The organism is Martinezella lusitana (assembly GCF_900094565.1).
Classification (GTDB): Bacteria; Pseudomonadota; Alphaproteobacteria; order Rhizobiales; family Rhizobiaceae; genus Rhizobium; species Rhizobium lusitanum.
The window spans coordinates 142,157-168,580 of sequence record NZ_FMAF01000012.1; the positions used below are offsets into that span (position 1 = coordinate 142,157).

Sequence of the window (26,424 nt, forward strand, 5' to 3'; positions counted from 1 at the left end):
GGCTCTGCCGACATGATGTCCAGGATCCTGCAGCCTCCCGCCCGTCGACCCCCCGCAGTTCGATGGGCGGCACCATCGCCAGAAAGAGGGTCTATGCAAGATACGTCGAAGCGAAAGCCACCCAGCCCAATCGATATCGAGGTCGGAAGACGCATCCGGATGCAACGGCGCATGTTGGGCATGAGCCAGACGGCGCTTGCCGAAGGGCTGAACGTGACGTTTCAGCAGGTCCAGAAATATGAGAAGGGCACAAATCGCGTCGGCGCCAGCCGGTTGCAGCGCGTTGCAGACTGCCTCGGCGTGTCGATTTCGCATTTCTTCGACAACCCGGTAGCCCATTCCAATGCTTCGGTAAACGAGGCAATGGGCGTCAAGAATGACCTCGTCAGCTTCCTTTCATCTGATGAAGGTGCCGAACTCAATCGCGCCTTTGCGAAGATCAAGGACACAAAGACGCGGCAGAAGATCATAGGCCTGGTCAAAACGCTGGTCACGGCGTAGCCCACCCGTGGCCCTAAGCGGCATATGCCGTCGCGCGCTCCACGCGATGCTCTGACCGGGCGGCAGCCAACCGCTTGAGAGACCGATAGAAGCAGCTCATTTGCGAGCGCAAATCGCGTCGCGATGCTGCGTGGCGCGCTATAAGCCCTTCAGAAAATCGAAATTCCTTCATCGTGAGCGATGGATGGCGAGCAGGTCACAGTCGTTGCAAATAAGAGGCTCGTTGGAAGCAGCTCCGTCTCGAACCCGAAGCACCCGCATGATGAGCGAGTTCTATCGCGTTGGAGCCAGGAGCCACCCTCGCATGCACGGCCGCGCAGACAATCGTGCGACGGCACGACCTGGTCGGTCATCGGATGCACCCGTCAGCCTGTCAGTCGAGGCGTCCGAATGACCTTCAGGAACAGTGCATTCATCGCATCTGAAATACCCTGTGTCGGGCTGACTTCGAAATAGAGGCCGGGCGACGCGCAGTTTTGCAGGTTCGTGCCGATCTGCGATTGGAACGGCGCGATCCAGGTATTGTACCAAGGATTCTGCGGCAGCGGGAAATAGGTCGTATAAAGAATGGCAATCTTGACGTTCTGGTCCTTCAGTGGCTTGCAGAAGGATATATCGAGCGGCTCCTGACAGCGACCACCCGTCGTCGGCTTGGTGCACGTGCTGGGCTTGTAGCTATCGCCAACCCCATCGGTCACGAAGAACAGCACTTTAGCGCGATCCGAGCTTGTCGTTCCGCCGCCGCCCGTGCCGACGATCGGCTGGAGCTGCGTCAACATCGTGTCGAAGCTCGTGTCCTGGTCGTTGTTGTAATTCTGTTTGGGCGTGGTCATCAGATCGACCGCGCCGGTGGAGGTCTTAACCTGAGCCATATCGGAAGACAGAGCGGACACGCTGGTCAGACCCGCGCTTTCCGCCTTGGTACCGAACGTGTAGACGGCCATGCGATACTGGTCGGGGGTCGAGCGGTTAGTGACAGCCGTATCCGTCAGCGATTGCGTTGCCTGCCGTACCACATCGATACGCATCTTGACATTAAGACGTTTCGCTAAGTTATAATAATTATTAGTGGTATCCAGATTGTGACAAGCGAAAGCACAGGTGTCGGTGGTGTTCTTTTGCATCATCGCGATGTCATCCGAAGTGGCGCCCACACCCATCGAAGGCGTGTTATCCAACAACATGTAGAAATCGATGAAGCTTGCCGTCTGATATTGCGCGGAAGCCGTGCCGCTGATCGGGATCGATGTTTGCCCCATGATCTGCATCAGAGTCGTCGGCACGCTGGCGGAGAAGTTCACCGTCGACTTGACGACATTCGAAACCCTGTTGACCGAAATATTCACGTTGACAGGCACATTTTGCAGGTCGCCGGACGTCTGGCCGAAGAAGAGTTTCCGTGCATCATCCTGACCGACGCTGACGGTGCCGTCGCTGGTCATCTTCAGCGCAGCGGCGACCGCTGGCGACGAGTCAGCGATCGCGCCGAGCGCTGCAGCATCCGCCGCATTATAAAGCTCGGTTCTGGCCATCAGTGCGTTGGTGATGTCTATTGCCATTCCGGCGGCCGCAATCAGCGGAACCGCAAGCAAGACCGTGACCGTCGCGAAGTTCCCGGCTCGATCAGCCATCAGCTTTCGCGATAGCTGCTGAAGTCTGCGGATAGGTCTGATGCGGGCTTTTGGTCTCTTCACGAACGAGCTTTCATATAATGGAAATTGCATAGCATACCAAGCACAATCCTTGCTTAGTATAATTTTCAAATATACTTAAATACATTGTCGCCCATAAAGATTGATATTCGGCTAATATCCAGCATTACATTTTAGGATTTGCTGTATTTCCAACAGAGTTACTTGAAACTAAATTCAAGCTTTGAATATCGAAGTCAGTTCTCGGATCAGAGTTCTGACGAGAGATCTCCATCGCTGCTTGCAAAATTCGAGCCGAGCGCGGAAATGGTGGGAAGCGCGGCTCTAATGCGGCATTGTGGAGCAGTTGCCACGAGGCATATTGCAGTTCGATGGCCCCTGCTCCTAAATCCTGCAGCATGAGAACCACCGTGTAATCTTCTGCATTGACAATTTACGCAAAATACGTAATTTGCATGTCAATAGAGGAGATAGATTATGGGTGCAGCGCTTCAAATCCCCGCATCGGATTTCTCTCGTCACTTTGGACGAATTCGCGAAGCGGTACATAAGGCCGGGGTGATTGAAGTCACGTCGCATAACCGAGTCGTGGGTGCCTACATCAGCGCAGACGAGCTTGAACATTTCAACCGTCTCAAGCGACGTGAGGTGCAGGTGCTTCATGTAAGCGAGATCGATGACGAGCTACTTACTGAGATTGAGAACGCAGAGTATGGCGTGATCTCTAAGTGAAACTGCCAGACCCTACTCCGGGTCTCGTGATCCGGTTCGATTACACTTGGTACAAAGACCAGTTCAAGAAAGAACGCCCGTGTGCCATCGTCCTGGCCTCAAGTCAGACAGGAATGGTCACCGTTGTTCCAATTACACATTCGTACCCAGATATTGGGGAAGAAGACCAATCGTTGCAAGTACCCGAAGATGTCTGCAAAACAATGGGTTTGGATGAGGACATCAATTACGTTCGCCTGAGTGAGGTCAACCGATTTGAGTGGCCTTCAGACCGTATCAAGCCATTGCCAAACGATCCCTCTCGCTGTGACTACGGAAACGTTCCCAAAGATTTCTTCTTAGAAATGAGAAAGCGTCTAGCAGAGGCCGTCCGAGCAGGCCGGCTCAACACTTCCAAGGTTTGAACAATCCAAAATCCATAATTGCTCAAAAATGTCGCCGGCGCGGTCGACATCATCAACCTGATTGGCTGGCCAACACACATCCATGAGCCTGCAATCAGGTTTGTGGCAACTGCTCCATAATGCCGCTCTAATGGCTGATCCGCGACGTGATGATGAGATCACAGACCCGTGTGGAGGCGCAGTTTCACGCGATTTGTAGCATCCGTCTTTACGCGATCTTCAGTGTTCATCCACGAAGGATCTGCGCGGCGATTTCCGGCGCGACGACGGCCTACCAAGGATCTGTCGCCGCCACAAAATAGATTTGGGATTTCTGCGTGCGCGTTCTTTCATGCATCGTCACAGAACATAATTTGTGGCTCGTCCTTCTTGCTGCATTCGTCTGTATCAGCGGTGGATGGATCACGCTCGGCTTGCTGCAGCGAGCAGAAAAAACGCAAGGACTGCAGCGCGGCGGCTGGATCTTCCTGACAGCGGTCGCCGCCGGTTCCTCCGTCTGGTGCACGCATTTCATTGCCATGCTGGCCTATGAGGTCGGCGCTCCCGTCACCTTCGATCCGATCCTTACGATGGCATCATTTCTGCTGGCCGTGGCGGGCTCCAGCGTTGGTTTCGCAGTGATGCTGTCCCGCACGCCGCAGCTAGCGCCGGAATTGGGCGGCGCCGGCGTCGGCCTTGCCATTGCGACGATGCATTATACCGGCATGATGGCTTACCACGTCGATGGCATCGTCGAATGGAACCAAAGCTATGTCATCAGCTCCGTCGTGCTTTCGGCCACTCTCGCTGCATTTGCCTTCAATCAGGCGATCCGTCGGCCGTGGCGTCTTGCGCCGCAGGCTGCTCTGGTCCTCTTCGTTCTTGCGGTTGTCGCGCTTCATTTTACCGCGATGACCGCCGTATCGGTCACACCATTGGCAAATGACGCCGGCCTTGTCGATTCCTACGCGCTGAGGGCCATGGCCGTTGCGGTCGCCGGCGGCGGCCTGCTTATCATCGGCACCGGCGTCGCCAGTTACATGATCGATGAACGCGCCTCGCGCGAATCCATCGAGAAGCTTCAGCATATGGCGCTCAACGATCTGCTGACCGGCTTGCCCAATCGCTGCAGCTTCAGCGACTATCTTCGCGGCGAGATAGAGCGCGCCAAGGAAGACGGCGCAAAACTCGCCGTGATCGGCATAGATCTTGACCGCTTCAAGGAGATCAATGACCTGCGCGGCCATAAGGCGGGCGATCAGGCCCTGAAGGCCATCGGACGCCGACTTGCTCGCCTCATCAAGGACGGCGAGTTTGTCGCGCGCGTCGGCGGTGACGAGTTTGCGGCGGCCAAGCGCTTCTTGAACCAGAGCGAGTTGCTGGATTTCGTGGCGCGTTTGGAAAAGACCATGTTTGAGCCGATCCGCATCGACGATTTCGAGACCGTGACCGGAGCAAGCATCGGCGTCGCCGTTTATCCCGATGACGGCATCGACCAGGAGCGCCTTGTCAGCAACGCCGATCTTGCGATGTATCGTGCCAAGGCCGATATCGGCCGCGCCGTCTGTTTCTACGAATCCAGAATGGACGAGGCAGCGCGCGCCCGACACACGCTGGCCCAGGATCTGCACCGTGCCGTCGAACTGGATCAGCTCGAACTGCACTATCAGGTGCAAACCTCGGTCATTTCCGGCGAGATCTGCGGCTACGAGGTGCTGGCGCGCTGGAATCATCCCGAATACGGCCAGGTTCCGCCATCGGAATTCATCCCGATCGCCGAGGAAAGCGGTACCATCCTCATGATCGGCGAATGGGTGTTGCGAACAGCCTGCAGGCAGGCAGCCTCATGGGACAGGCCCAACAAGATCGCCGTCAATCTCTCGCCTGTGCAGTTCGCCCATGCGGATCTTGCCAAGCTTATCCATTCGATCCTGCTTGAAACTGGCTTGTCTCCGGCAAGGCTCGAACTGGAAATCACCGAATCCACCATCATCGCCGATAAGAGCCGCACCCTGCATGTGCTGCGACAGATCCGAACGCTTGGCGTCACCATTGCAATCGACGATTTCGGAACGGGATATTCGTCACTCGAAACGCTACGCTCGTTCCCTTTCGACAAGATCAAGCTCGATCGCTCCTTCATGAGCGAGGTGGAGCGCAGCATCCAGGCGAAGGCGATCGTCCGCGCCGTCCTCGCGCTGGGCAAGAGCCTTGAAATTCCCGTTCTGGCCGAGGGCGTCGAGACCAATCACCAGCTCGAGATCCTTCGCACCGAAGGCTGTGACGAGGCCCAGGGCTTCTTTCTTGGACGGCCCAAACCGGTCGGCCAGATCTTTCAGCCGGATCATGCTGCCGACGACGGGCTTGGCTCCTCATTTTCGGGGCGTATCCCGCCCGTGCGCATGCGCCGTCGTTAGCGGCAGTTGTACGGCCTGACCACTAACGGCGCCCCTGTTACGAACTCAGATGAAGCGATCCGAGGTTTTGCCGATCCATTCCCTGGGGTTTTCGATCGTGATCGCCGAGCGGATATCCGTCGCATTGGCAGCCAGCAGAAGCTGGTAGCGGCCGGCAGCGGCGCGGAACGCCTTCGTCTCCATATCGAAATAGCTGAGATCGCGGGGCTTGACGAGCAGCGACGCCCTGCCCCTTTCTCCAGGAGCAAGCCGAAGCTTAGCAAAAGCGCGCAACTCCTTGTCCGGCCGCTCTACTGTCGCGGCAAGCGGCCGCACATAAAGCTGCACCAGTTCCGATCCCGCTCTGTCGCCGACATTGGTGAGGTCGACCGTGACGGTGATGCCGTCGGGTTCCATCTCCGTCGTCGACACCTGCCCCTCGCCCCAGGAAAAGCGCGTATAACCGAGACCGAAACCGAAGGGGAACAAGGGTTCGATGCCGCGCGTATCATGGTGACGGTAGCCGACGAAAACGCCTTCGGCGTAGCGCACATGTCCATCCTTGCCGGGATAGATCGCGGCATCGTGCGTGATCGCGGAATTGTCCGCCAGGCGCTTCGGGAAGGTCTGAGGCAAGCGGCCACCGGGCTCGGCGTCGCCGAACAGCACATCGGCCACGGCGTTCCCAAGTTCCTGGCCTGGATACCACATCTGCAGCACAGCCTTAACCTTGTCGAGCCATGGCATCTCAATAGGTCCGCCCGTCTGCAGCACGACGACCGTATTGGCATTGACCGCCGACACCCTTTCAATCAGCTCTTCCTGCCGGCCAGGCAGGCGCATGTCGGGCAGATCGAGCCCTTCGGTGTCCCATTGTCCATCGCGGCCAACGAACAGCAGCGCGATATCAGCGGCACGTGCCGTCTCTACGGCCTCTGCCATGTCCGCTTCGCCGAGAGGTTTCTCCACGCCGAAGCGGACGGCCGTCAGATTGATCCCCTCCTCGACTGTCGCGGAAGAGCAATACTCGACAACGATCTGATATTGCTGGCCGGCCTCAAGGTGTACGCCCTGACGCTGCTCGACATTGGCCGTGCCGAAATAATTGTCGCCGCGTGTCCAGCCGTCATAACCGTTCACGAGCAGCCTGCCGTCGACATAGAGCTTGGCAAGGCCGGCATTGGTCATGCCGAAGATGTACTCGCCGCTTTCCGTCGGTGTGTAGAAAGCCGTCATGCGCGCGGAGAAGTCGCTCGGATCAAGTTCGGGGGACGGCAGGTCAAACCAGAAGAACTCACCCTTATTCGCCGGCTCCGCCGCCACCGGCGAACCGGTCAAGTTTTGACCCTTGAAGTATTCCACTCGCATCTCGCCGGAAAAGACATTGATCAGACGATTGTTGCGGCAGCCCGCGGCATAGCGGATGCTGTTGGCATTCGACAGCGACGCACGGATGCCTTCAAGTGGGCTAATCTTATAATGAGCGGCAATCTGGGCACTGCCGCCGCCCATGACGCGCGCCTCGGCGGCATTCGGCCCGATAACAGCCACATGCCCGAGCCCTGGTTTTTGCAGCGGTAGAATGCCATCATTCTTAAGGAGAACCGCGCCTTCGGCACCAAGCTGACGGATCAGAGCCCTATCTTCCGGCAAATCCGACGCATGCTCGGTCAAATCTGGGGTGTTCTCGAAGGCGCCGACGCGTTCAAGCAGCGTCAGGATGCGGCCGGCTGCCGCACGGACGGTCTCGGGCTTGACCTCACCGTTCCGTACCGCCTTCACGAGCTTTTCGCCGCGATCGCGCGTCGGCCCCGGCATTTCCAGATCGAGCCCGGCATTGACCGTTGCTACGGTCGAATGCGAACCGAACCAGTCGGACATGACGATACCGTCGAAACCCCATTCGTCACGCAGGACCTTTGTCAGCAGCCAGGGGTGCTCGCTGGTATAGGTGCCGTTCAATCTATTGTAGGAGGACATGACCGCCATCACGCCGGCCCTCTTCACGGCCTGTTCGAACGGCGGCAGGTAGATTTCGCGAAGCGCGCGCTCATCAATGTCCGACGACATCGTCTGCCGTTCGATCTCGGACTCATTGCCGGCAAAATGCTTGATCGTCGCTGCAACACCCTGGCTCTGCACGCCCTGGATATAGGCGACCGCGAGCGCTGCCGTCAGCATCGGATCTTCGGAGTAGCATTCGAAGTTGCGGCCGTTCAGGCCCGAACGATGAATATTGACCGTGGGCGCCAGCAGGACGGCAGCGCCCTTGCTCTTCGCCTGGCCGGCAAGTGCCACACCCATGCGTTCGACGAGCGCCGAGTTCCATGTCGCGCCAAGCGCGATCGCAACCGGAAAGCAGGCCGCATTGACGCCGGCGACCAGCGAGCCGGCACCCCGCGCGCCATTCGGACCATCCGTGACCTTGATCTTCGGAACGCCGAGACGCTCAATCGGCACGGTAGTCCAGAAATCGGCACCCGCAAGCAGCGAAACCTGTTCCTCAAGCGTCATCCGGTCAAGAATATCGTCGATCATAAAACCTCCCGAAGTTTTCTGCACTCGCCGGCTTTAGGACAGCCACTCTCTTTTGCCTTTGTGCTTGTCGAATAACACCGGCTGGTTCAAATCGCCAGCAGGCAACAGCACAACAGAGAACAGCTCTCCGGGTTGGCCGCCAGAAACCTTATTCTAACCGCCGTCCACAATGAGGCGTCGCGATACCCGTTTTTGGGTAAATTTGCATAAGGGGGCTATTCTCGGTTTCCATGCTTTGCTAGGGGTTCGCCTTAAAAATGATCGCATGTCTTTGTTGCTGAAGCAGAAGACGAAGCTGAAAATGGATTGCCGGTGAGAAATCTGAAAATCGCAAGTAACGAAGTGCCTTATCACGGCGCCGTGTGGGATATTACGGAAGCCTTATCGAATTTCCGCCTGGCTGCTTTGCTCGGATGGCAAGATGTGGCGCAGCGCTACAGACGATCCAGGATCGGCGCGTTCTGGCTCACCATCAACATGGGGGTCTTGATCGGAGCACTAGGTCTCGTTTTCGGCACGATCTTCAATACGCCTATGAGCGAGTTTCTTCCCTTCATATGCGTTGGCCTGATTTTTTGGGGTTATTACACGCAGATCGTCAGCGAGGGGTGCTCCGGATTTATATCCAATAGCGATATAATACTGCAATTGGATCTACCATTCTTCACATACATTTTGAGAGTATGGTATCGAAATTCCGTAATACTCGCGCATAACCTGGTTATATTTCCGATCGTTCTGCTAATATTCTGGAAATCCATAGGGCTTTCGGCACTATTGATAGTGCCAGGATTCTTCATCGTGACGTTAAATATGACTTGGATCGCATTGACGCTGGCGATCCTATGCACTCGCTATCGCGACCTGACCCAAATTGTGCAGAACATCATGCAAGTGATGATGTACGTCACCCCGATCATGTGGATGCCGGACCATTTGCCGCAACGTGCATCGCATGTCATGCTCGACTACAACCCCTTCTTTCACATGATTTCGGTCGTCAGAAATCCGCTTCTTGGGCAAACTGTTACAGCAGCAAACTGGGTTGTTGCTATCGGCATAGCGATTGTCGGCTGGTCTTTCGCGCTTCTTCTATTGAAAAAATACAGAGCCCGCATTGCCTACTGGCTGTGAGCAAAGAAACCAGACATCTCAGAAAACGCAGGCAATTATGACATCCATCTCTCTACAGAATGTCACAGTCGACTTCCCGATCTATAACGCGCGCGGCAGGTCGCTCAAAAATCGCGTTATGAAAATGGCGACTGGTGGCTCGATCAACTCTGAAAGTGGCGGTGTCGTCGTCGTCCGCGGACTGGACAATATCAATATCGAACTGAGCCGGCATGACCGGATTGGTCTCATAGGCCACAATGGCTCGGGCAAGACGACACTTCTGCGCGTGCTGACGGGCGTTTATGCACCGACTTCGGGCAAGGTCGACATAAGAGGCAAATGCACATCCCTCATCAACATCTCTCTCGGGATCGACCCAGAAGCCACAGGGCGTCAGAATATTTTTCTTCGGGGCGCTCTATTGGGCTTCAAAAAGGAAGAGATGAAGGAAAGGCTGCAGGAAATCGAGGACTTTAGCGAGTTGGGTGATTTCCTTGAAATGCCGGTTCGCACCTATTCGTCAGGCATGCAATTGCGATTGGCATTTTCTATCTCCACCATTCTTCAACCCGAAATCCTGATCATGGATGAATGGCTGGCGACAGGCGACGAGGGATTCAAGGCCAAAGCCAACCAGCGTTTAAACGAGCTTGTTGAAAAGACCCAGATTCTCGTGATCGCTAGTCACGCCAAGGATCTTCTGGCAAAAAATTGCAACAGAGTGGTGTGGCTTGAACACGGCAAAGTGCGGATGGATGGCGCACCGAGCGAAGTGCTGGACGCCTATTTCGGCCCGTAACCAAGCGCGTCTCTTCGGCGAAGCCCGCAGGCGTCGCCGCTGAGAAAGTACATTAACTCTCGGGGACAAAGCTTGGATCTTATTGTTCAAAAGCCAAGCGTTCTCAATTTGTCGGGAATTCCCCAAAAGGCAAGTGCTTCGTAATCGGGATAGCCATAAACACCACGGTTCAGTCGAATGGAGCCTGAATTCGCCCGTAGATGTCGATCAACCAAGTCGAACACTGAAGTGGGACGTCCACTACAGCAATTTATCACACCCGAAACGTCTGGTCGCATGATCACACGCGCAAAACGCTCGGCAACCTCCTCTATCGGAAGATAATCACGAAGCTGATCGCCTGGTGACATATCGAATGACGGCCGCTTTTCCGCGAGCGCTTTATCAAGCTGCGATAGGAGGCTTCTTTCCGACTGGCCTGGCCCATACATGTAGAACAGACGCATCCACTGCAATGTGAACGGCTGCGTTTTTTGCATCAGCTGAAGGGTTTTTCGAACCGTATCCTTGGCCAGCCCGTAGGGTGTAGTCGGCCTTGTTTCCGCGTCTTCAGCCAAAGGACCGAACTGCAATCCATATTCAAGGCAAGTCCCGGCGACGACCAAATGAGGCAAACCCCATTCGACAAGCCTCTGGAACAAGGCTATTTCGGCCCCAAGATTATGCGTGAGATTGAACAGCCCACGATAGTCGGGAAGACCAGGCCAAGCGAGGTGAACAAATACGTCGGGCCGATCCATCCTCGCAGCAAGCGATTCCGGATCGATATACAGATCACAGCTCACGAATTTGACCTTGTCCGACCAGGACATTTTCGCAGCTTTGCTCGCATCTCGAGCGATAGCTGTGATCTCGTGCCCTTCGGCAAGGAGGCGGGCTACGACATGCCCGCCCACAAAGCCAGTGGCCCCAGATACGGCGATCTTCACTGCAGCACAGTCAGCTTGGGAATGGCCACCACAAACTGACCACCCCAGCTACGAATAACAGACTGCGCCCCAGCCACCTCTTCGGCAATGTTCCAAGGCAGGATTACAACCCAATCAGGCTTGCGGGCCTTCAGCTCGTCGGGATGAAGTATCGGGATATGACTGCCCGGCATGAACTTCCCCTGCTTCGACGGCGCAGCATCACATACGAACTGAATGAGGTCCGTCTTCAGCCCGGCATAGTTCATTAAAGTGTTGCCCTTTGCGGCGGCACCATAGGCAGCGACAATCTTACCCTTTTTCTTCTGCTCCAGCAGAAAGGAGAGGAACTCATCCTTGATGGCGTTCGCTTTATCCTGGAAGTCCAAATAGGTGTCGACTTTGCTTAAACCAAACTCTTCCTCGCGCCGCAGCACTTCAGCCACGTGAGGCGATGTATCGCGCGTGTCCGCAGTGCGGCAACCATAGACTCGCAAGCTTCCACCGTGGGTGGGAATTTCCTCCACGTCGAACAGCCGCAACCCGGCGCGCTCAAAAATTCGCTTTACGGCACCAAGCGAAAGGTACGAAAAATGCTCGTGATACACGGTATCAAACTGAACGCTCTCCATGAGCCGCATCAAATGCGGAAACTCGAGCGTTACCGTTCCACCGGGCTTGAGAACGATTTCAAGCCCAGCCGTGAAATCGTTGATATCGGGCACGTGCGCATAGACGTTATTGCCGCAAATCAGATCGGCGGAACGGCCTTCCTTCACCAAAGTCCGTGCCGTTTCAGCGCCGAAAAACTGCCTAAGCGTTGGCACGCCGAGCTTCTCGGCAGCATCCGCAGTGCTGTCCGTCGGCTCGATACCGAGACACGGGATTCCCTTAGCCACGAAGTTTTTCAGAAGATATCCATCATTGGACGCAACCTCGATAACAAAGCTGTTCGACGACAATCCAAGGCGCTTCTCGATAGCATCGCTATAGGCTTGAGCATGACGCAGCCAGCTTTGCGACGTTGAGGAAAAATACGCGTAGTCACGAGCAAAGAGATCCTCGGCCTTCTTATAGTCGTCGGTCTGGACCAACCAGCACTCGTCACAGACAAAAAGGCGCAACGGGTTGTAAATTTCTGAGCGCGTCAAATCTGCGACACTGAGATAGTCGTTCGAGGCGGGAGCGTGACCAAGGTCCAGGAAGACAAACCTGAGTTCGTTTGCACAATGGCGGCACTTCATAGATCAACTCCGTGGAAATTTGCGTCAAGAAAGGGATGACCGACATCCCTGGATGAAAGATGAACTGGCGGCAATGGCCATGCTATACCGACCCGCGGCTCGTCATAGCGGACGCCGCCTTCGTGTGCCGGAGAATAAAACTCGGTATGCAGATAGAGAAGACGCGAATTGGCTTTCAACACTTGAAATCCATGTGCACATCCCTCGGGGATTATGAAAGCGAGACCATTCTCAGAAGAAAGCTCGACGCCATGCCATTGCAAGAATGTTGGGGATCCGCGCCGCAAGTCGACCGCGACATCGTAAACCTGCCCCTCAATGCAACGGACAATTTTTGTCTCGGCACGTGGCGCATACTGAAAATGCATGCCACGCACCGCACCAACGGCAGCCGTCATTGACACATTCGCCTGGCGGATGACCCGATCACCAAGCGCGTCACCAAGCTCTTCTTGGCAGAAGACCCGCGAAAACGTCCCACGCTCATCGCCAATGACCGTAGTTTCGGCGATAAACAGTCCTTCAATTTCGGTCTCGATCAATTTCATGCAGCAGCCCCAGACCAGGCAACGCCCCTCTGCGAGGCAAGCGCACAATATTGTTCCAGCTGCCGGATCGAGGAGACCGCTTCATTCTCGATGAACTCCTGATACCAGGAAGCTGTCATCTCAACGGTTTCCTCAAAGGAGAGAACCGGCCGCCATCGCAGCAGTTCGCGCGCCTTGCTACTGTCGAGATAAAGGAGGTTGGCCTCATGCGGTTGTGGTGACGCCGAACGATGCCACTCCACTGCCGGCCACTGTGCCTTGACGGCTTGGAGCACCTGCTCCACCGGGCGGTTCCCCTCTTTCTCAGGGCCGAAGTTCCATGCTTCCGCCGCTTTGCGCTCGCCTGACAGCAACACTTCACCTAGCATGAGGTAACCGGATAGGCATTCCAAAACGTGCTGCCAAGGACGGGTCGCCGCTGGTGAGCGGATTTCCAGGTTCTGGCCTGACTTTACCGCTCGAACCAAATCAGGAATAAGCCGGTCCTCCGACCAATCACCGCCGCCGATTACATTGCCCGCACGCGCGGTTGCAAGCAGCTGATTGCCCTTATCCAAAAACGACCGGCGGTAGCTCGCGGCTGCAATCTCAGCTGCTGCTTTCGAGGCGCTGTACGGATCGTGCCCGCCTAATCGATCGGTTTCTCGGTATCCCCAAACCCATTCGTTATTCTCATAGCACTTATCGGTGGTTACCGAGACAATGGCTTTGACGGTGCTGCTATTGCGACACGCGTCAAGAACATTGACCGTTCCCGTGACGTTGACATCCCATGTTTCAATGGGCTCACGGTAAGAGCGTCGAACAAGCGGCTGCGCCGCAAGATGGAAAACAATCTCAGCTTGGCTGTCTTCAACGATCTCGCGAACTTTGACGCGATCTCGGATATCGACATACTCGGATCGCATGTCCAAACCCAGCAGATCCCAGTGACTTGGCTGTGTCTCGGGTGGCAAAGCAAGACCGACCGGCTCAGCACCAAGCATACGCAGCCACAGGCAAAGCCAGCTGCCCTTAAAGCCGGTATGGCCCGTAACCAGAACCTTCCGGTTCTTATAAACGTTGTTAAACATGCCTACCAGCTCTTCCAGGGAGCCTGACCAGACGCCCACATCTCTTCAAGCAAATTCTTTTCACGCAGCGTATCCATGGCCTGCCAGAAGCCGGTGTGTTTATAGGCTGATAATTGATCTTCGCGTGCAAGTGCCTGCAGCGGGTCCTGTTCCCACACCGTTAGATCACCATCGATATAGTCGATGACTGAGGGCTCCAGGACAAAGAAGCCGCCATTGATCCAAACGCCGTCACCGGCAGGTTTTTCCTGAAATTGATGAACTGCGCCATTTTCGATCAGGAGCGAGCCATAGCGGCCAGGCGGCTGAATGGCAGTCACCGTCGCCTTACGGCCGGCGGCGCGGTGATGAGCAATAAGTGCCGCTATGTCGATATCCGAAACACCATCGCCGTAGGTAAAGCAGAAGGTGTCGTCGTGCAAATAACGCTCAACACGCTTCAAGCGACCGCCCGTCATCGACTTTTCACCCGTATCGATAAGTGTGACATTCCAAGGTTCAGCGTTACGCTGATGTATTTCGATTTCATTCGACTGCATACGGAAAGTGACATCGGACATATGCAGGAAATAGTTGGAGAAATACTCCTTGATTACATATCCCTTATATCCGAGGCAGATAATAAAATCATTGATGCCATAGTGCGAATACATCTTCATAATGTGCCACAAGATCGGCTTGCCACCGACCTCGATCATCGGCTTCGGACGCAGGTGCGACTCTTCGCTGATTCGCGTTCCAAATCCGCCCGCCAGAATGACCGCCTTCATCAAATATCCCCTATCTGTCCAATAGCTGCTGGTGTCTGCAAATCGCGCTTATCTTATAAAGACCCGCTTTCGCAAGCGCTTCAATAAGCCGTGGAGCATAAAAATGCCATCGACAATGCGCGGATACTGTGCAAGTTTGGTTACAAGCAACTGCTCTCGAGAGAGATGCACGGCTCCAAAAGTGGGTATCTGCACAGGTGCTGGCGCTGCGCTGGCGTGCCGCTTCATCCAGAGATATGCAAAGGGATAGGAAGAGCGCAAGAATTCGCCCTGGATTGCAATCTCGACAAGTGGCCCCGCGTCGGCGGACAACTGTTTTAGAGTTGTTCGCAGGTAACCGCCTAGTCTCCTTAAGAAAAAGACGCGAGCGCGCGCGACCAGCCTAAATACAAAGACCCTTTCGCTGAGCGCACCGCCCTTATGATCGTTAAAAACGGAACGGAAGATTCCGATTGGCATAACGAAGGAAGCCAGCGGGATGATCCCGCCGGAAACGATATCTTCGATGGTTTCGGTCTTCCACCCCTCAATGAGCCTAGGCTCGAGCTCAGCGTCCTGTCTCTTGCTTTCGAGAACTGCATAATTCATGTCGAGGACAGCGACGACATTCTCGACACCCGCGCCTAAGACATGAAATTGGCGCGCGTCCCGAACGTAATTTGGGAACAACGACGTCGTAGCATCAAGAAAGGAAACCAGCCCAGACGTCGGCAATAGCGCGGCTATTTCATCGCCGCATCCCATTAGCACATCTTCGGAAGATACGGTCGTCGCCGGATGTGCTGACAAGATGCGAATGTCAACAAACATGCCGAAGTAGCTGCACTCCAGCTCCAAAGATTTGCGTAGTCGGTCTGAACAGAGCACGATCACCTGTGACGGTTTATCAAACTGACCGCAAACGCTGAGCAATGCCTCCCCGAAGCTGCTTTCGCTCGCATCGTCACAGCGTAAAACGAGCGTGACGTCTTGTAACGTGCGATGATGGAACAGGCGAGCCAGCGTAGACTCTACCTCTTGTTTGTAGAAATCACGCGTTACGCCGGGTTCTACATCGAGTTCTACCGGGCCCATCGACGTTACAATTGTCTTGTTGCCATAAACTCTTCCTAAATCCCGACCAAGCGCGTCAGAACGTTCCTGCCATTCCGCGACATTACCCTGACCAAGATGTCGGAGGGGAAGATTGATGACGAAAACGGGTAAGCTCTGGGACCAAGAGCGGATGCAAAGCAACGTGTCGTAGTGATGGAAGCCCCGATAATCCTTATTGAAGTCGAAAACGAGATCCTTGTGGATTACGAGCAGGTGACCATCAAGGTGTACGGCTGGCAACGGATATGGGAAGGGATAGAGAATTCCGTGATAATCAACCATATTTCGAACGATTTTGAAATATGGATAGCTGACGCCCGCTGGACCTAGCAGTCCCCAGGCCAAGCCGGCCTCTTCGATAAAGGCAATCTGCTCGATCAACCGATGCAGGAAATCCTCCGCGAAATAGATATCTGCATGCATAATAAGCAGATGCTTGCCTGGATGGCGCTCCCTCACCTGCTCCAAATATGTGAAGTAGTCGAGCTGAGAATTGTGGTTGACGACGAGATCGACTGTGATCGCGCTTCTTATTCGCCACTGGTCGAGGCACTCTAATGTCGCCGCCGTTGCTTGATGGTGCTCTCCAACAAGAATGGAAAGCACGAAATCATCGAGTGATATGGATATCAAAAGCTACTCCCGAATCTAAGAAATCGCCGCAGACGGACGCGTAGGGAAAGAGCAGCTCTTTTCAAGAAAAACAAAAATCCATGACGATTGTAAGTGTCTCTCAGCAAAAATGAGAAGGTCCCGCGCCCACGTAGATCAATGGCAGGTTGGTTTGTCTTGCTATCCTTATCGGAATGAGCCGCAGCGCGCAGTGCAGCCTCCAGCTCAACGGCACTCTTTTCCCAGCTAAAACCTGCTGCAAAGGCCCGTGCATGTGACGCCAACCGCTGTCGCAAGTTCCTATCGTTGGCAAGCAACAATAATTTCTTCAGCAAGTCCTCAGCGCTATCAACGAGAATACCCGTCTCGTTGTCGCAAACGACCTCGGTATGAGGGCCAAGTTTGTATGCCATCACGGGCGTGCCCTGATACTGAGCCTCGAGCAGGGGCAAATTCAACCCTTCCCAATGTGACGTACTGACGAAAATGTCACTGCCAGCAAATGCCGCCCCCATGCGGCTAGCCGGTAGATTGAGACAACACTCGATGCCGCGGGAACGCAGCAATTTCGCCTCGTCGTCTCCTCCTCTGCCAACAACGACAAATCGAAGCGTCGGCTGCTGGGATCTTGCGCGAGCGGCAAGCTCGAGAAATTCTGAGAACCCCTTATATGGCTGTTCGTCATTCTTGGCCTGAACACGCCCAACCCAGAGCACAAGGACACTATCGGCTTCAAGTTCCAGATCCTCCCGGAACTTGCGAGCTTGTTCAGGTGTCGCTCTTTGGTAGTGATCACAGCCGAGATAGACGACTTCTGACAAGCCGCGCAATCTTTCCGGTAACCAGTTCTGGATACTGCGGGAAATGCATAGGATCTTGTCCTGAGCACGAAGTTTGGGAAATACGTTCTTGAAACGATATGAAACGGAAGCGTCAAGATTGCGCCCAATTTCCAGTCCAAAAAAACGAGCCGGCGGAGTTCCGTATTCGATAGCCACTACAGGGGAGCGCAACAACGGCATGACGTCATAGAATGGCGACGTATTGACGACCCAGACATCATTGTCAGACCGGTTGAAATAATCCGCCAGGACCACTGTGTTGCGGGAAGCGGAGCTGGTCATGGCAACTTCTTTTTCAGCCGATAGGTCGATCACATTGTAGGGTCGGGGAACGGAACTATCGAGCCGCTGACAAAAAACGCTAACATCGTAGCCTCTTTTGGTGAGGAAGCACGCATACTCATGCACTACGAGATCGACACCGTAGCCCAAAAGCAATCTTTCCGTCAGAAAGCCAATCTTCAAGGCCATCCGCAAACACCTCTGTTGTAGGACTTATAAGGCCTGAGCATAGACTTGCATCAAGCGATCAAGATGATGATCCCACGAGAAATTTCTGCTTCGCATCAGACCGTCAGCCCTCATCTTGTCAGCATTTGCAGGAACATGCACGATCGCTTCGATTGCCTTTGCCGTGCCTTCGATATCAGATGGTGAGACCAGAGCTCCCGCATCCCCAATAACCTCCGGCATAGATGATGTGTCAGAGCAGATCACGGGGCATCCCGATTTCATGGCTTCCAAAATAGGCAGACCAAATCCTTCATAAAGGGAAAGATATAGAAAGCAGTCCGCATGATGGTATAGGGATGGCAAGTCCGCCAGATCGGCAAAACCGGTAAAAATCACGCGGTCCGCAAATCCACATTTTGCAAGATAATCTTTCAGATCGTCGTTCTTCCAACCCCACATTCCCGTACAGACCAAGACATAGGGCTCCTTCGGATTCGCACGAATGAACGCGCCAAACGCATCCAGGACTTGCTGGAAGTTCTTTCGCGGTTCAATTGTCGATACCGACAATAAGTAGCGATGACCTGGCGGAATGCCGAACTTCGCGAGAAACGGCTCGCGCTCAGAGAATATACCCCGATCGAAAATCGGATCAGCATCGATATAGTTCACGCTCACTTTGTCTGGACTTACATCGGCATGATTCAAAAGATCATTTCTTGTCGCTGCAGAAATGCAAAATACATGATCGAAGTCCGCCAAACGCTTCATTTTCATGCGTTCTTTTGTGATGTTCAGTTCCTCATGAAATTGAGGAAATAAGGTCGTCGTTAAGTCGAAGTAAGTAATCGCATTGAACCTCGTCTTTGACGGAGGCTCAAAAAACCAGTCAATGCAATGATAAACATCAGAATGCTCTGTCGCCTTGGCAATTGCCGAACCGAGGCCTGGCATATAATTTCGAAAGGAATTTCCGGCCCACTTACGTCGGATTTTCTCGACGATAGTTTCTTTATTCCCCTCCAAGATGGCAACGACGTCGCCGCGTTGCAGAAACGCTGCAATCTCCGGGTCCGTAACATTACGATCCCCTATAAGAATCCTGAAATCTTCAGGAGCAAGGCGTTCACGATAGCCGCGAGCAACGGCATAACCATAATTTACTATGCCGGTGCGTGGAAATCTGAGGGCATAGCCGTCAAATGAGATCTTCAATGGCGTACCTCAGATCAGATTGGGTCTCATGTCAGAATATAGGCCAAAATCAAGGATATCAATTCTGGGATGGCTTTGGGCAAAACGCTCGATTCTTGGCTTAATAGCCTCGAGCTGAGCAAGTGCAGCTTCCTTCGTATGGCGCGCAATCCACTGATTATCCCAGAACAATTTCATCTTGGATGCAAGTGCCCCTTCGTTCGCCGAAAAATACTTCCATGTGAGGATCAGATGGCTCAATGCCATGTTGAATTCATGAGTGGCCACCGAATGAGAATTGTAGCGTGCCTCGAAGATACCGCGCGTCATGTGTGCAACAACGGCATCGTGACGATAGAGACACAATCCCCCATCCAGCCAGGCTCGCCAGCTAAGATCGACATCTTCGCAATAAAGGTAGATCGCCTCGTCGAACCCTTTCGCGCGCTCAAAAAAAGCAGCGGAGATAAGTATGCAGGCCCCGCTGCACCAATTGACCTCCAGCGTCTCGTGGTCAAAGGCCCTTGGCGGATTTTCGATTGGAAACTGTCGGGCTTCGACGATATTTGCGCGACCGGCACTACTGATGAAGGTCGAATATAGCTTATCGAGAACATCGGGCATGAGGATCATGTCCGGATTCATGGTTATGAACGCGTCAAAAGGCTCGACCAGTTTCTTCGTGTACTCTCTCCAAATCAAATTCTGCTTTTCGCCATAGCCGCAATTTCGGTCTATGATGATCACATTCGCCATAAAATGATCGCTTGAGAGCGCCTTAACTCGCGCAATCGTAGCTGCCTGCACCGGCTCATATGCCACGATATTGGCAGTAAGTTTGTATTGCTTGCCAACTCCATTTTGCTGGCGCAGGGCAAGAACACAATCCTCGATGTAACGCTCGAACTCTACCGCATTCGACAATATTTGAACTGGAATATGGATCACGTCATACCAACCTTTAGCGACGCCCCTGTCGGAGCTTTGCACGCAGCCATTCGAAAAATGTCCGCGGGCGCTTGCTCTCTTCTACTCCAGCTGCGAGCGCAGCCAGCCTCTCCAATATTTCGGCGTGCTGTATTGTGGTGGCCTGCATGACCTTATCTTCGATAGCGCCGAGGCGTGCCGCCGTTTCGCTTTCGATAGCATCAAGACGCTCCGCGATTTGCGCCCGCTCAAATTTTGAGGCATCCAAGTGTAAAAGTACGCCGGCGAGAATACCAAAAACGTGCTTATTGCTTATCAAATCGAGATCAGAATAAGGATTGCCGTGTTGATCGTTTCGCAAAGCATCGCCCAGATTGAAACGCGCATTGTCTGCAACCGAAAACTGGTTTCCGGTCACAAGTCGTTTCCCAAGCGTAACCGACGAGGCTGCCTTCTTTCGGACAACGCTCATAGAATTGAAAAATTCGACGGAAGATATCTTTGCAAGCTCGTCTTCAGCAATCGCAAAGCCGTAATGATGCAGCATATCCTGCACAAGACGCGTCCTTGACTGCGAGATACCCCAATGTTCGAAATTAATAATATCCGTAAGAAGCTTGAAAAAGCTCATCGATGAGAACGGATGAGCAAGACCACCTTCATACTCATACCAATAGCTACAATGCAGATCTTCGGCGACAAATAAACCGCCTTCACGCAGCTTTGGGAAATAGTGGCAGAACGCAGCGACGATGTCCTTAGAGGTGTGTGACCCATCATCAATGATGATATCGAACTCAGCTGAAATAGAATTTATACGCGCGGCCGCCTCAGCGGCGGACGCGTCACCGACGACTACCGATATGCGAGGATCACTGAAAACGAGCTCCCCGGACTTCGGGTCGATATCACATCCCACGATCTGCGTCGCGTTCGGGAAGTAGGCAGCCAAAACTTCTGTAAAGCCGCCATTCTGAATCCCGATCTCCAAAATTGAAATCGGTCGTTCGCGAAACGGCGCAAACAAATCCTCGTAAACATCCAGGTAAAGAGCCCATTTGTCCGAGGACTTTTCGCCGTTGGTGAAAATATGCTGTAGTGATTCATTTTTCATTGACTAGAACCGACACGAGTACAATTTGGTGCAACGCTTTTTCATCCTAAGCACACTTCCTGAAACAGCGTCTCCATGCACCCACCTTCAAGACATTACGAAACACCGCACGACACGACCATCTGCGACCATAACCAAATATTGCTCGTTGGGAAGCATAGAAGGTTCATTTCGGACACGACCTTAAACGCGAGCTCATGCGTATCCTATATTGTACCGGCGAACTGAAGTTATCTGCAAACGCCGCTTTCGCCGTGGATAAGAGTCCCCGTCGTGTAAGATACTCGCTCAAATTTAGAGCGCATGTGATCGCAGAACGTTGACAATTTCATGCACGTATCGGCCTTTCAGGGAAAAAATATGGCACTTTGAACTGGGCGCACCTTCGAGGGTTTAACAGCTTACAATATGTCTCAACCATGTCGGAAATGTGAATTGCTCTCGGCCACAAAGCGGTTCGCGGAATTGGTATGTAGGGTAGAGATCTGCCAACCTCGGTCGGTGCTGAATGGCAAAGTTTGGTCCCTCCGACTGACTGCTTAAGCAACTAGGAATATAACTCTGGGGCGCGTCGGATTTCATGTCCCTCTTCGAGAGAGCTCACAATATTGCAGCCGCGTCGCTCCAACCCTAGCATACGACAGCCAAGATCGTAAAAAACGCAGCTTTGCTAAAATGCGAGTAATCTTCTTCTGAATAAATTTGACCGCATCGGATTTCATGAATCGCATTCATGGAGCCGAATATGCGTTCATTCCTTGTTACTGCCAACTTTCTCTTCGTTGCCGGCCTGCTGTTTTCGACAGCGACCACAGCAAAACCCGTCGCGAATGCTACCACTGAGGCGCATCAGTTTGCCCGTATCATCACCGATGCCAGTGCGCCCATCGGCTGGACCGCCTTCTGCGCGGCGCAGCCTGCGGAATGCGTGCCCGGCCAGGAGAGTGAAGAATTTGTCACGATCAACCAGGAGCGCTGGGCGCAACTGAAGCAGATCAACAGCCTTGTCAATCACGAGATCCGGGGCATCGGCGACAATGATCATTACGGAATCTACAAGCTCGGTATCATCAATTGGTGGACCTATCCGGACGACGGCGCCGGCAATTGCAACGACTATGTCCTTCTGAAAAAGAAGCTGCTTGTAGAAGCCGGCTGGCCGCGCTCGGCGCTGCTGTTAACCGTCGTCCTCGATACGCACAATGAGGGACATCTCGTTTTGATGGCCCGGACGAATGACGGCGATCTGATCCTCGACAATCTAACCGACTCCATCAAGACCTGGGCAGGGGCCGGCTATACGTTCATCAAGCGCCAATCCGCCGCCAATCCGAAAAGCTGGGTCCGGCTGGAATCGGGCCGCACGCCGGAAGAACTCGCCATGACCAGCAAGGCGCTGACGGCTCATTCGCAGTGATTTTCGAACCAATAGGTGTCAACAAGGCTTTTGCCGTCCTGGTCCAATATGGCGAAATCGCCGGGTATGATGACAAAAAAACGCTCCGCTTCCGGAGTGCTTTCCCCTCCCGGGCCGGAAGTGCCATCAACGCGGCCGCAGACGACGAAACCGGGCATTTTCGAACTCGGCTTGGCGGCCAAGATGTGAATGGCGGAAGCCGGCACGTCGATGCGTCTCGCGACCGCGGCCTTCGCAAGAGCCGGAACATCGGCGATCGTCGGTACCGCCTCGCCCGGAGCTGCCACAAGCAAGATACCACCAGCCATCAAAAGATGTTTCACGGGCATCCTCTCCAATAATCACCGGGCGGGTTTACAGCGCGCTCCAGCAGCACTGCTACGCGCCTCTGCAGCCGGAAGCTGATCTACGGGAAGTTTATTGTGATTCGGCGGGCGAAAGAAGCACGTGTCCTTGCCTTCGCGAGCCGATCGAATATGAAGATCATCCCGGTGCCGGGGACTATTTTGAAAGCCATTGCGAATGCGAACAAGCCTGTCGAAAACCCCTGCGCTTAGCTTCCTTGTCATTCTGATGCTGACAAGCGCCTGCTTCGGCCACGAATTGGTGCGGGTGCCTCCGGGCAATCGCAACAGCGTGCAGCCGCCGATACCTAATACATCGGCGTTGCGAGCGAGGGCTTTCGATACGACCTACGAGGACAAATACCAGAAGATCGTCGGCGTGCTTCGTGAGGATAAAGACCTGATGGCCTCGATCAGGAAGGCCGCGCAAACCTATCAGATCGACCCCGTCCATATCGTCGGCGCGCTGGTCGGCGAACACACGTACAACATCACAATCGTCAACAGGGTGAAGTCCTATTATGTCAAGGCTCTTGCATATTCGCAGGCGGATTTCGCCTTCAGCTACAAGGGTGTGAGTGTCCAAGCCTTTGTGAAAAAGCCGGAATTCGCCCATTGCGAAGCCTTCACGGGCAGCGCCGAATTGTGGGAATGCCGCGACGAGACCTGGGACAAGAGTTTCCGCGGTAGGGTCATCGACGGCGTCACCTATGAAAACATGACGTTCCAACGAGCTTTCTTCCAGCCCTTCTTTGCGGGACAGACCTTTGGCCTTGGCCAGATCAGCCCGTTGACCGCGCTCGAAGTTACCGATCTCGTGCACGCCACGAGCGATTTGCCGAGATTATCAGCCGACGATCCGCAGGCAATCTACCACGACATCATGGATCCCGAGCGCAGCGTCGTCTACATCGCAGCGATCGTCAGGGATGCCATAGACGCCTACCGTGACCAGGGCTTCGACATCACGGACAATCCGGGGCTGACGGCTACGCTTTACAATGTCGGGCAGCCGCGTCGCCGGGCGCTGGCCTTGCGGCAGGCGGCAGACGCTGTCGGTGGCAAGAAGCTGCCTGAGGAGAATTACTACGGCTGGCTGGTCAATGACCGGCTATCGGAGTTGCGTGGATTGCTGGGACGGTAGAGGCAAACGCAGGCATGCCCGCATTTACCGCTGGCTAACGTCGCGCGGTTTAAGCTATCAAGCTGACGCGGCTCGTCATTATCTTATTCTCGGCCCACGAGCGCTCATTTTGCCATTCATGCCATCTCCCTCCTTCCCAGCTTAAACCGCATAATTTCGCATCCCATTCGGATACAGTTTGCGAGTGCATAATAGATGCCGACGAAGCCGGCGCTCGGAATGACCTTGCGCGTTCGGGATTGGGCAAGCCCGAGCTCCATGGAAGCGCCAACATGGAATGGCGCGGCGTGATACGGATCTCCTTGCCGGTAATACCCGTGCGCTTGATCGTTTGCATCGCCCAATCGGCCCCTCTGCCGTCAAGCGCTGCAGGATGTTGGTCCAAGGATGACATTTGCGGGTGATCTCGGGATGATAGGCGAGCATCATCACTTTTGTGGACTTGAGCACCGCATTCTCCAGAAGGGCCGGATTGGCCAAACGCTGATGCAGCGCCGTGCTCGATGCGGCCAGCATGAGCATGTCCGTGCGCGGGCCGCATGTCGTCGGCGAGACTCGGCTCGTTGAAACGCATCATAAACTGCGCGTTGTCCACGACTGTCGAAAGATCACTTTCCAGTTTTCCGTTACCAACAAGAACTGCGGTCTTGCGTGTCAATTGTGATCGTCCAGCAAAATCCGGCTGCGCCGAGTACCGAGGCTAACTTCAAGCGGTTGGCTATGGCCGTCTCCCCTCAGCACTTCAGCAGGGTGCCAAAGCCAGATTGCCCAGCAAAGTATGAGCCAATCGAGGCGCGCGCTACAGGAAATAGCGGAATTTCAACGGCAGGAGCGCCGCTCCAATGGCGGCAGCATCCCCCTTCGTTTCACTGAGGATTAACTGCGCCTCGCCAGGGGCGACTCCATAGCGATGACGACGTTCGGAGGGCATGCTCACGCGGGAAATCATCATCCGCCCGAGCTCCGGTGGCAATTGTCCGCCGAAGACGATAGCTTGCGGATCGAGCACGCCAATCAACGTCGCGATCAATCGATCGAGGGTCGGCATGGTATCGGCGAGCCAGCTTTCCACGCCCGGCCAGGTCGGATCGAAGTTTTGCCGCAGCTCTTCGATGGAGCTTATCTCGATACCATTCTTCCGCAAGCTGTTGATCAGGTACTGCAGGGCCGGTCGTCGTGGCGCCTCTTCGGACGTGTAGATGGCACTGAGTTCTCCGGCATTACCGTGAAAGCCGAGATAGGGCTTACCCTCCAACACAAGACCGCCGCCAAATCCGTAATTGAAGGAGAGGTAGGCGAAGGTGGAGCACCACAGTCCGACCCCGCGCAAGCTTTCGCCGATAGCGCCTGTCGTGGCATTGTTCTCCAGCCAAGCGGGCAGCTCGAAGACCCCTTCCAATTCGGGTCGCAGGTCGATCAGCGACCAGTCCCTTAAGGGTTCCGGAGCGTTGAAAGCGCGATTGTCCGAAACGAAGAAGCCTGACATGGCGAAGCCAAGCCCGATAAGACGATCACGCGATACGGCATGCTCCTTCAGAAGGGACTCAAGTGTTTGCGAGAGTGCTGCAAGCGTTACCCGGCGATCGCTCGGGACCATCTCCAACGTCTGCTGCGCGATGATGTTGCAGCCAAAATCGGCGAGAGATAGGGTTACGGCGTCTGTGTTGACGGAAATGCCGACGGAATAGGCCGCCTCCTTCACCAGCTTGATCGTCGGGCTTGGCTGACCGCGCGTGCCCCTGAGCGGTGCCGCCGCGCGGAGCAAGCCGGCTGCTATCAGAATCTCGACCAAGCGATGCACGGATTGCTGAGTCAGATTGGTGCGCGCCGTGATCATCGCGCGCGCGATAGGCTCGTGCCGACGAACGATGTCGAGGATGAGGCGTTCGTTCTCGCTCGCCAACGGAGATTTCTCAAACGCAGCCATGAATTCAATCCCGATCCCGCCTTAGGTCGTGTGGACAGTTACCTGATCCATAGGACGATTGCTGCGACAGTCACAACAACCTAGTAGTTTTTGGCTGCTTTCTCGAAGCGTGAACGCTTCAAAACAGATCTCTCGAGACGATCCATTACCTCGGCCTCGAATGGTTTGGAAACCTGCTTGCAATCCTATTCAGCTGCCATCGCGTGCTCGTGTCTTCTGGCCATTCCAGGAAGGCAGATCCAGGCAAAACGCATGAAATCGACAGCGCTGCTAGGTATAGCTGCTTTGCTCGTTTCAACATCCTGCACGTCTACCGATTCCATCGACGATTTGCTTGCGACAAGGGTGGAGCTTGGAATCCGGCGTTCTCTTGCAGCAGTTGTAAAGCCTAGGGAATGCAGAAGTCGCGTTGATGCGCGATGTCCGTGACATGTCTAGTGAACGGGAGCGGCAGCGGGCGTCCTGATCTCTAAGCCCAGCCGACATGCTTCTGCTGTACCAGTTTGAGAAACAGGCCGAACCAAAATTGGTACTCGGGGTCGTTACGATCGCCCCAGGTCTCAAACGCACAATAGGCAACCGACGTGGTTTCATCTTCGCCATGCCGGTCGACTGCAACCTCGATCGCTTCGGCTTCGGTCAGGATGTACCAATCCTCAATCACGATGTAGTCCGTGCCCATGATTTGCTTCCTC

The 26,424-nt window shown here is 54.5% G+C and carries 25 protein-coding genes; 8 read left to right on the forward strand and 17 right to left on the reverse strand.

Annotation, left to right across the window (positions count from 1 at the left end; translation table 11 throughout):
- Positions 1 to 93: 93 nt before the first annotated feature.
- Positions 94 to 501: a helix-turn-helix domain-containing protein gene (locus GA0061101_RS22670; protein ID WP_092574978.1), complete on the forward strand. Its 408-nt coding sequence runs from the start codon at positions 94 to 96 to the stop codon at positions 499 to 501.
- Positions 502 to 866: 365 nt separating this feature from the next.
- Here the strand turns inward: GA0061101_RS22670 and GA0061101_RS22675 are convergent, their stop codons facing one another.
- Entirely contained in the window at positions 867 to 2,132 is a 1,266-nt protein-coding gene (locus tag GA0061101_RS22675; protein ID WP_037199716.1) for a pilus assembly protein TadG-related protein, read from the reverse strand.
- 187 nt (positions 2,133 to 2,319) lie between these two features.
- On the reverse strand, positions 2,320 to 2,553 hold the full coding sequence (locus GA0061101_RS38810) for a hypothetical protein (protein WP_141694112.1): 234 nt from the start codon (positions 2,551 to 2,553) through the stop codon (positions 2,320 to 2,322).
- 77 nt (positions 2,554 to 2,630) lie between these two features.
- On the opposite strand from GA0061101_RS38810, the gene GA0061101_RS22680 reads away from it, so the two are divergent.
- From GA0061101_RS22680 to GA0061101_RS22690, 3 genes are all read left to right on the forward strand, one after another.
- Positions 2,631 to 2,885, forward strand: coding sequence for a type II toxin-antitoxin system Phd/YefM family antitoxin (locus tag GA0061101_RS22680; protein WP_047620978.1), 255 nt, complete (start codon positions 2,631 to 2,633; stop codon positions 2,883 to 2,885).
- Positions 2,882 to 3,289, forward strand: coding sequence for a hypothetical protein (locus tag GA0061101_RS22685; protein ID WP_245297542.1), 408 nt, complete (start codon positions 2,882 to 2,884; stop codon positions 3,287 to 3,289). The genes GA0061101_RS22680 and GA0061101_RS22685 overlap by 4 nt, the downstream gene beginning before the upstream one ends.
- 317 nt (positions 3,290 to 3,606) lie before the next feature.
- The gene (locus GA0061101_RS22690) at positions 3,607 to 5,685 is read left to right on the forward strand and encodes a putative bifunctional diguanylate cyclase/phosphodiesterase (RefSeq protein ID WP_092574982.1); all 2,079 of its coding nucleotides are present in this window, start codon (positions 3,607 to 3,609) and stop codon (positions 5,683 to 5,685) included.
- A 45-nt stretch (positions 5,686 to 5,730) separates the two neighbouring features.
- On the opposite strand, the gene GA0061101_RS22695 is transcribed toward GA0061101_RS22690, so the two are convergent.
- Positions 5,731 to 8,202, reverse strand: coding sequence for a beta-glucosidase H (locus GA0061101_RS22695; RefSeq protein ID WP_092574984.1), 2,472 nt, complete (start codon positions 8,200 to 8,202; stop codon positions 5,731 to 5,733).
- Positions 8,203 to 8,514: 312 nt separating this feature from the next.
- Here GA0061101_RS22695 and GA0061101_RS22700 point away from each other — a divergent pair, with 312 nt between their 5' ends.
- Both GA0061101_RS22700 and GA0061101_RS22705 read left to right on the forward strand, forming a co-directional pair.
- Entirely contained in the window at positions 8,515 to 9,336 is an 822-nt protein-coding gene (locus GA0061101_RS22700) for an ABC transporter permease (protein ID WP_245297543.1), read from the forward strand.
- 37 nt (positions 9,337 to 9,373) lie between these two features.
- A complete protein-coding gene (locus tag GA0061101_RS22705) occupies positions 9,374 to 10,117 on the forward strand; it encodes an ABC transporter ATP-binding protein (protein ID WP_034511416.1) in 744 nt (247 codons plus the stop codon).
- An 86-nt stretch (positions 10,118 to 10,203) separates the two neighbouring features.
- Here GA0061101_RS22705 and GA0061101_RS22710 read toward each other — a convergent pair whose 3' ends face one another.
- From GA0061101_RS22710 to GA0061101_RS22755, 10 genes are read right to left on the reverse strand one after another with little or no spacing between them, the layout of a single operon-like run.
- Positions 10,204 to 11,046, reverse strand: coding sequence for an NAD-dependent epimerase/dehydratase family protein (locus GA0061101_RS22710; protein ID WP_092574986.1), 843 nt, complete (start codon positions 11,044 to 11,046; stop codon positions 10,204 to 10,206).
- Positions 11,043 to 12,269, reverse strand: a complete 1,227-nt coding sequence (locus tag GA0061101_RS22715; RefSeq protein ID WP_092574988.1) for a class I SAM-dependent methyltransferase — start codon at positions 12,267 to 12,269, stop codon at positions 11,043 to 11,045. Before GA0061101_RS22715 ends, GA0061101_RS22710 begins: the two co-directional genes overlap by 4 nt.
- Positions 12,266 to 12,817, reverse strand: a complete 552-nt coding sequence (gene rfbC, locus GA0061101_RS22720; protein WP_092574990.1) for a dTDP-4-dehydrorhamnose 3,5-epimerase — start codon at positions 12,815 to 12,817, stop codon at positions 12,266 to 12,268. Before rfbC ends, GA0061101_RS22715 begins: the two co-directional genes overlap by 4 nt.
- Positions 12,814 to 13,890, reverse strand: a complete 1,077-nt coding sequence (rfbG, locus tag GA0061101_RS22725) for a CDP-glucose 4,6-dehydratase (RefSeq protein WP_208865026.1) — start codon at positions 13,888 to 13,890, stop codon at positions 12,814 to 12,816. The genes rfbC and rfbG overlap by 4 nt, the downstream gene beginning before the upstream one ends.
- A gap of 2 nt (positions 13,891 to 13,892) precedes the next feature.
- Positions 13,893 to 14,660: a glucose-1-phosphate cytidylyltransferase gene (gene rfbF / locus GA0061101_RS22730; RefSeq protein ID WP_092574992.1), complete on the reverse strand. Its 768-nt coding sequence runs from the start codon at positions 14,658 to 14,660 to the stop codon at positions 13,893 to 13,895.
- A 48-nt stretch (positions 14,661 to 14,708) separates the two neighbouring features.
- Positions 14,709 to 16,388: a hypothetical protein gene (locus GA0061101_RS22735; RefSeq protein ID WP_092574994.1), complete on the reverse strand. Its 1,680-nt coding sequence runs from the start codon at positions 16,386 to 16,388 to the stop codon at positions 14,709 to 14,711.
- Positions 16,385 to 17,680, reverse strand: a complete 1,296-nt coding sequence (locus tag GA0061101_RS22740) for a glycosyltransferase family 4 protein (RefSeq protein ID WP_092574996.1) — start codon at positions 17,678 to 17,680, stop codon at positions 16,385 to 16,387. The genes GA0061101_RS22735 and GA0061101_RS22740 overlap by 4 nt, the downstream gene beginning before the upstream one ends.
- A 24-nt stretch (positions 17,681 to 17,704) precedes the next feature.
- Complete coding sequence (locus tag GA0061101_RS22745) at positions 17,705 to 18,877, reverse strand: glycosyltransferase family 4 protein (protein ID WP_092574997.1); 1,173 nt, start codon at positions 18,875 to 18,877, stop codon at positions 17,705 to 17,707.
- 9 nt (positions 18,878 to 18,886) lie between these two features.
- Positions 18,887 to 19,846 carry a glycosyltransferase family protein gene (locus tag GA0061101_RS22750; protein WP_141694113.1) on the reverse strand — a complete coding sequence of 320 codons (960 nt, stop codon included), beginning with the start codon at positions 19,844 to 19,846 and terminating at the stop codon, positions 18,887 to 18,889.
- Positions 19,818 to 20,897: a class I SAM-dependent methyltransferase gene (locus tag GA0061101_RS22755; RefSeq protein ID WP_092575000.1), complete on the reverse strand. Its 1,080-nt coding sequence runs from the start codon at positions 20,895 to 20,897 to the stop codon at positions 19,818 to 19,820. Before GA0061101_RS22755 ends, GA0061101_RS22750 begins: the two co-directional genes overlap by 29 nt.
- Positions 20,898 to 21,642: 745 nt before the next feature.
- Here GA0061101_RS22755 and GA0061101_RS22760 point away from each other — a divergent pair.
- Positions 21,643 to 22,314, forward strand: a complete 672-nt coding sequence (locus GA0061101_RS22760) for a transglutaminase-like cysteine peptidase (protein WP_092575029.1) — start codon at positions 21,643 to 21,645, stop codon at positions 22,312 to 22,314.
- Here the strand turns inward: GA0061101_RS22760 and GA0061101_RS22765 are convergent.
- A complete protein-coding gene (locus tag GA0061101_RS22765; protein ID WP_245297544.1) occupies positions 22,302 to 22,643 on the reverse strand; it encodes a hypothetical protein in 342 nt (113 codons plus the stop codon). The genes GA0061101_RS22760 and GA0061101_RS22765 overlap by 13 nt on opposite strands.
- Positions 22,644 to 22,836: 193 nt before the next feature.
- On the opposite strand from GA0061101_RS22765, the gene GA0061101_RS22770 reads away from it, so the two are divergent.
- Positions 22,837 to 23,802 carry a DUF1402 family protein gene (locus GA0061101_RS22770; RefSeq protein WP_092575001.1) on the forward strand — a complete coding sequence of 322 codons (966 nt, stop codon included), beginning with the start codon at positions 22,837 to 22,839 and terminating at the stop codon, positions 23,800 to 23,802.
- A gap of 49 nt (positions 23,803 to 23,851) precedes the next feature.
- Here the strand turns inward: GA0061101_RS22770 and GA0061101_RS22775 are convergent, their stop codons facing one another.
- From GA0061101_RS22775 to GA0061101_RS22785, 3 genes are all read right to left on the reverse strand, one after another.
- Positions 23,852 to 24,460, reverse strand: a complete 609-nt coding sequence (locus tag GA0061101_RS22775; protein WP_245297545.1) for a hypothetical protein — start codon at positions 24,458 to 24,460, stop codon at positions 23,852 to 23,854.
- Between the two features lie 141 nt (positions 24,461 to 24,601).
- Positions 24,602 to 25,729 (reverse strand): ROK family transcriptional regulator, encoded by a 1,128-nt coding sequence (locus tag GA0061101_RS22780; RefSeq protein WP_092575002.1) that lies wholly within the window; start codon positions 25,727 to 25,729, stop codon positions 24,602 to 24,604.
- Between the two features lie 469 nt (positions 25,730 to 26,198).
- On the reverse strand, positions 26,199 to 26,411 hold the full coding sequence (locus GA0061101_RS22785; RefSeq protein WP_425350007.1) for a hypothetical protein: 213 nt from the start codon (positions 26,409 to 26,411) through the stop codon (positions 26,199 to 26,201).
- Positions 26,412 to 26,424: the final 13 nt, after the last annotated feature.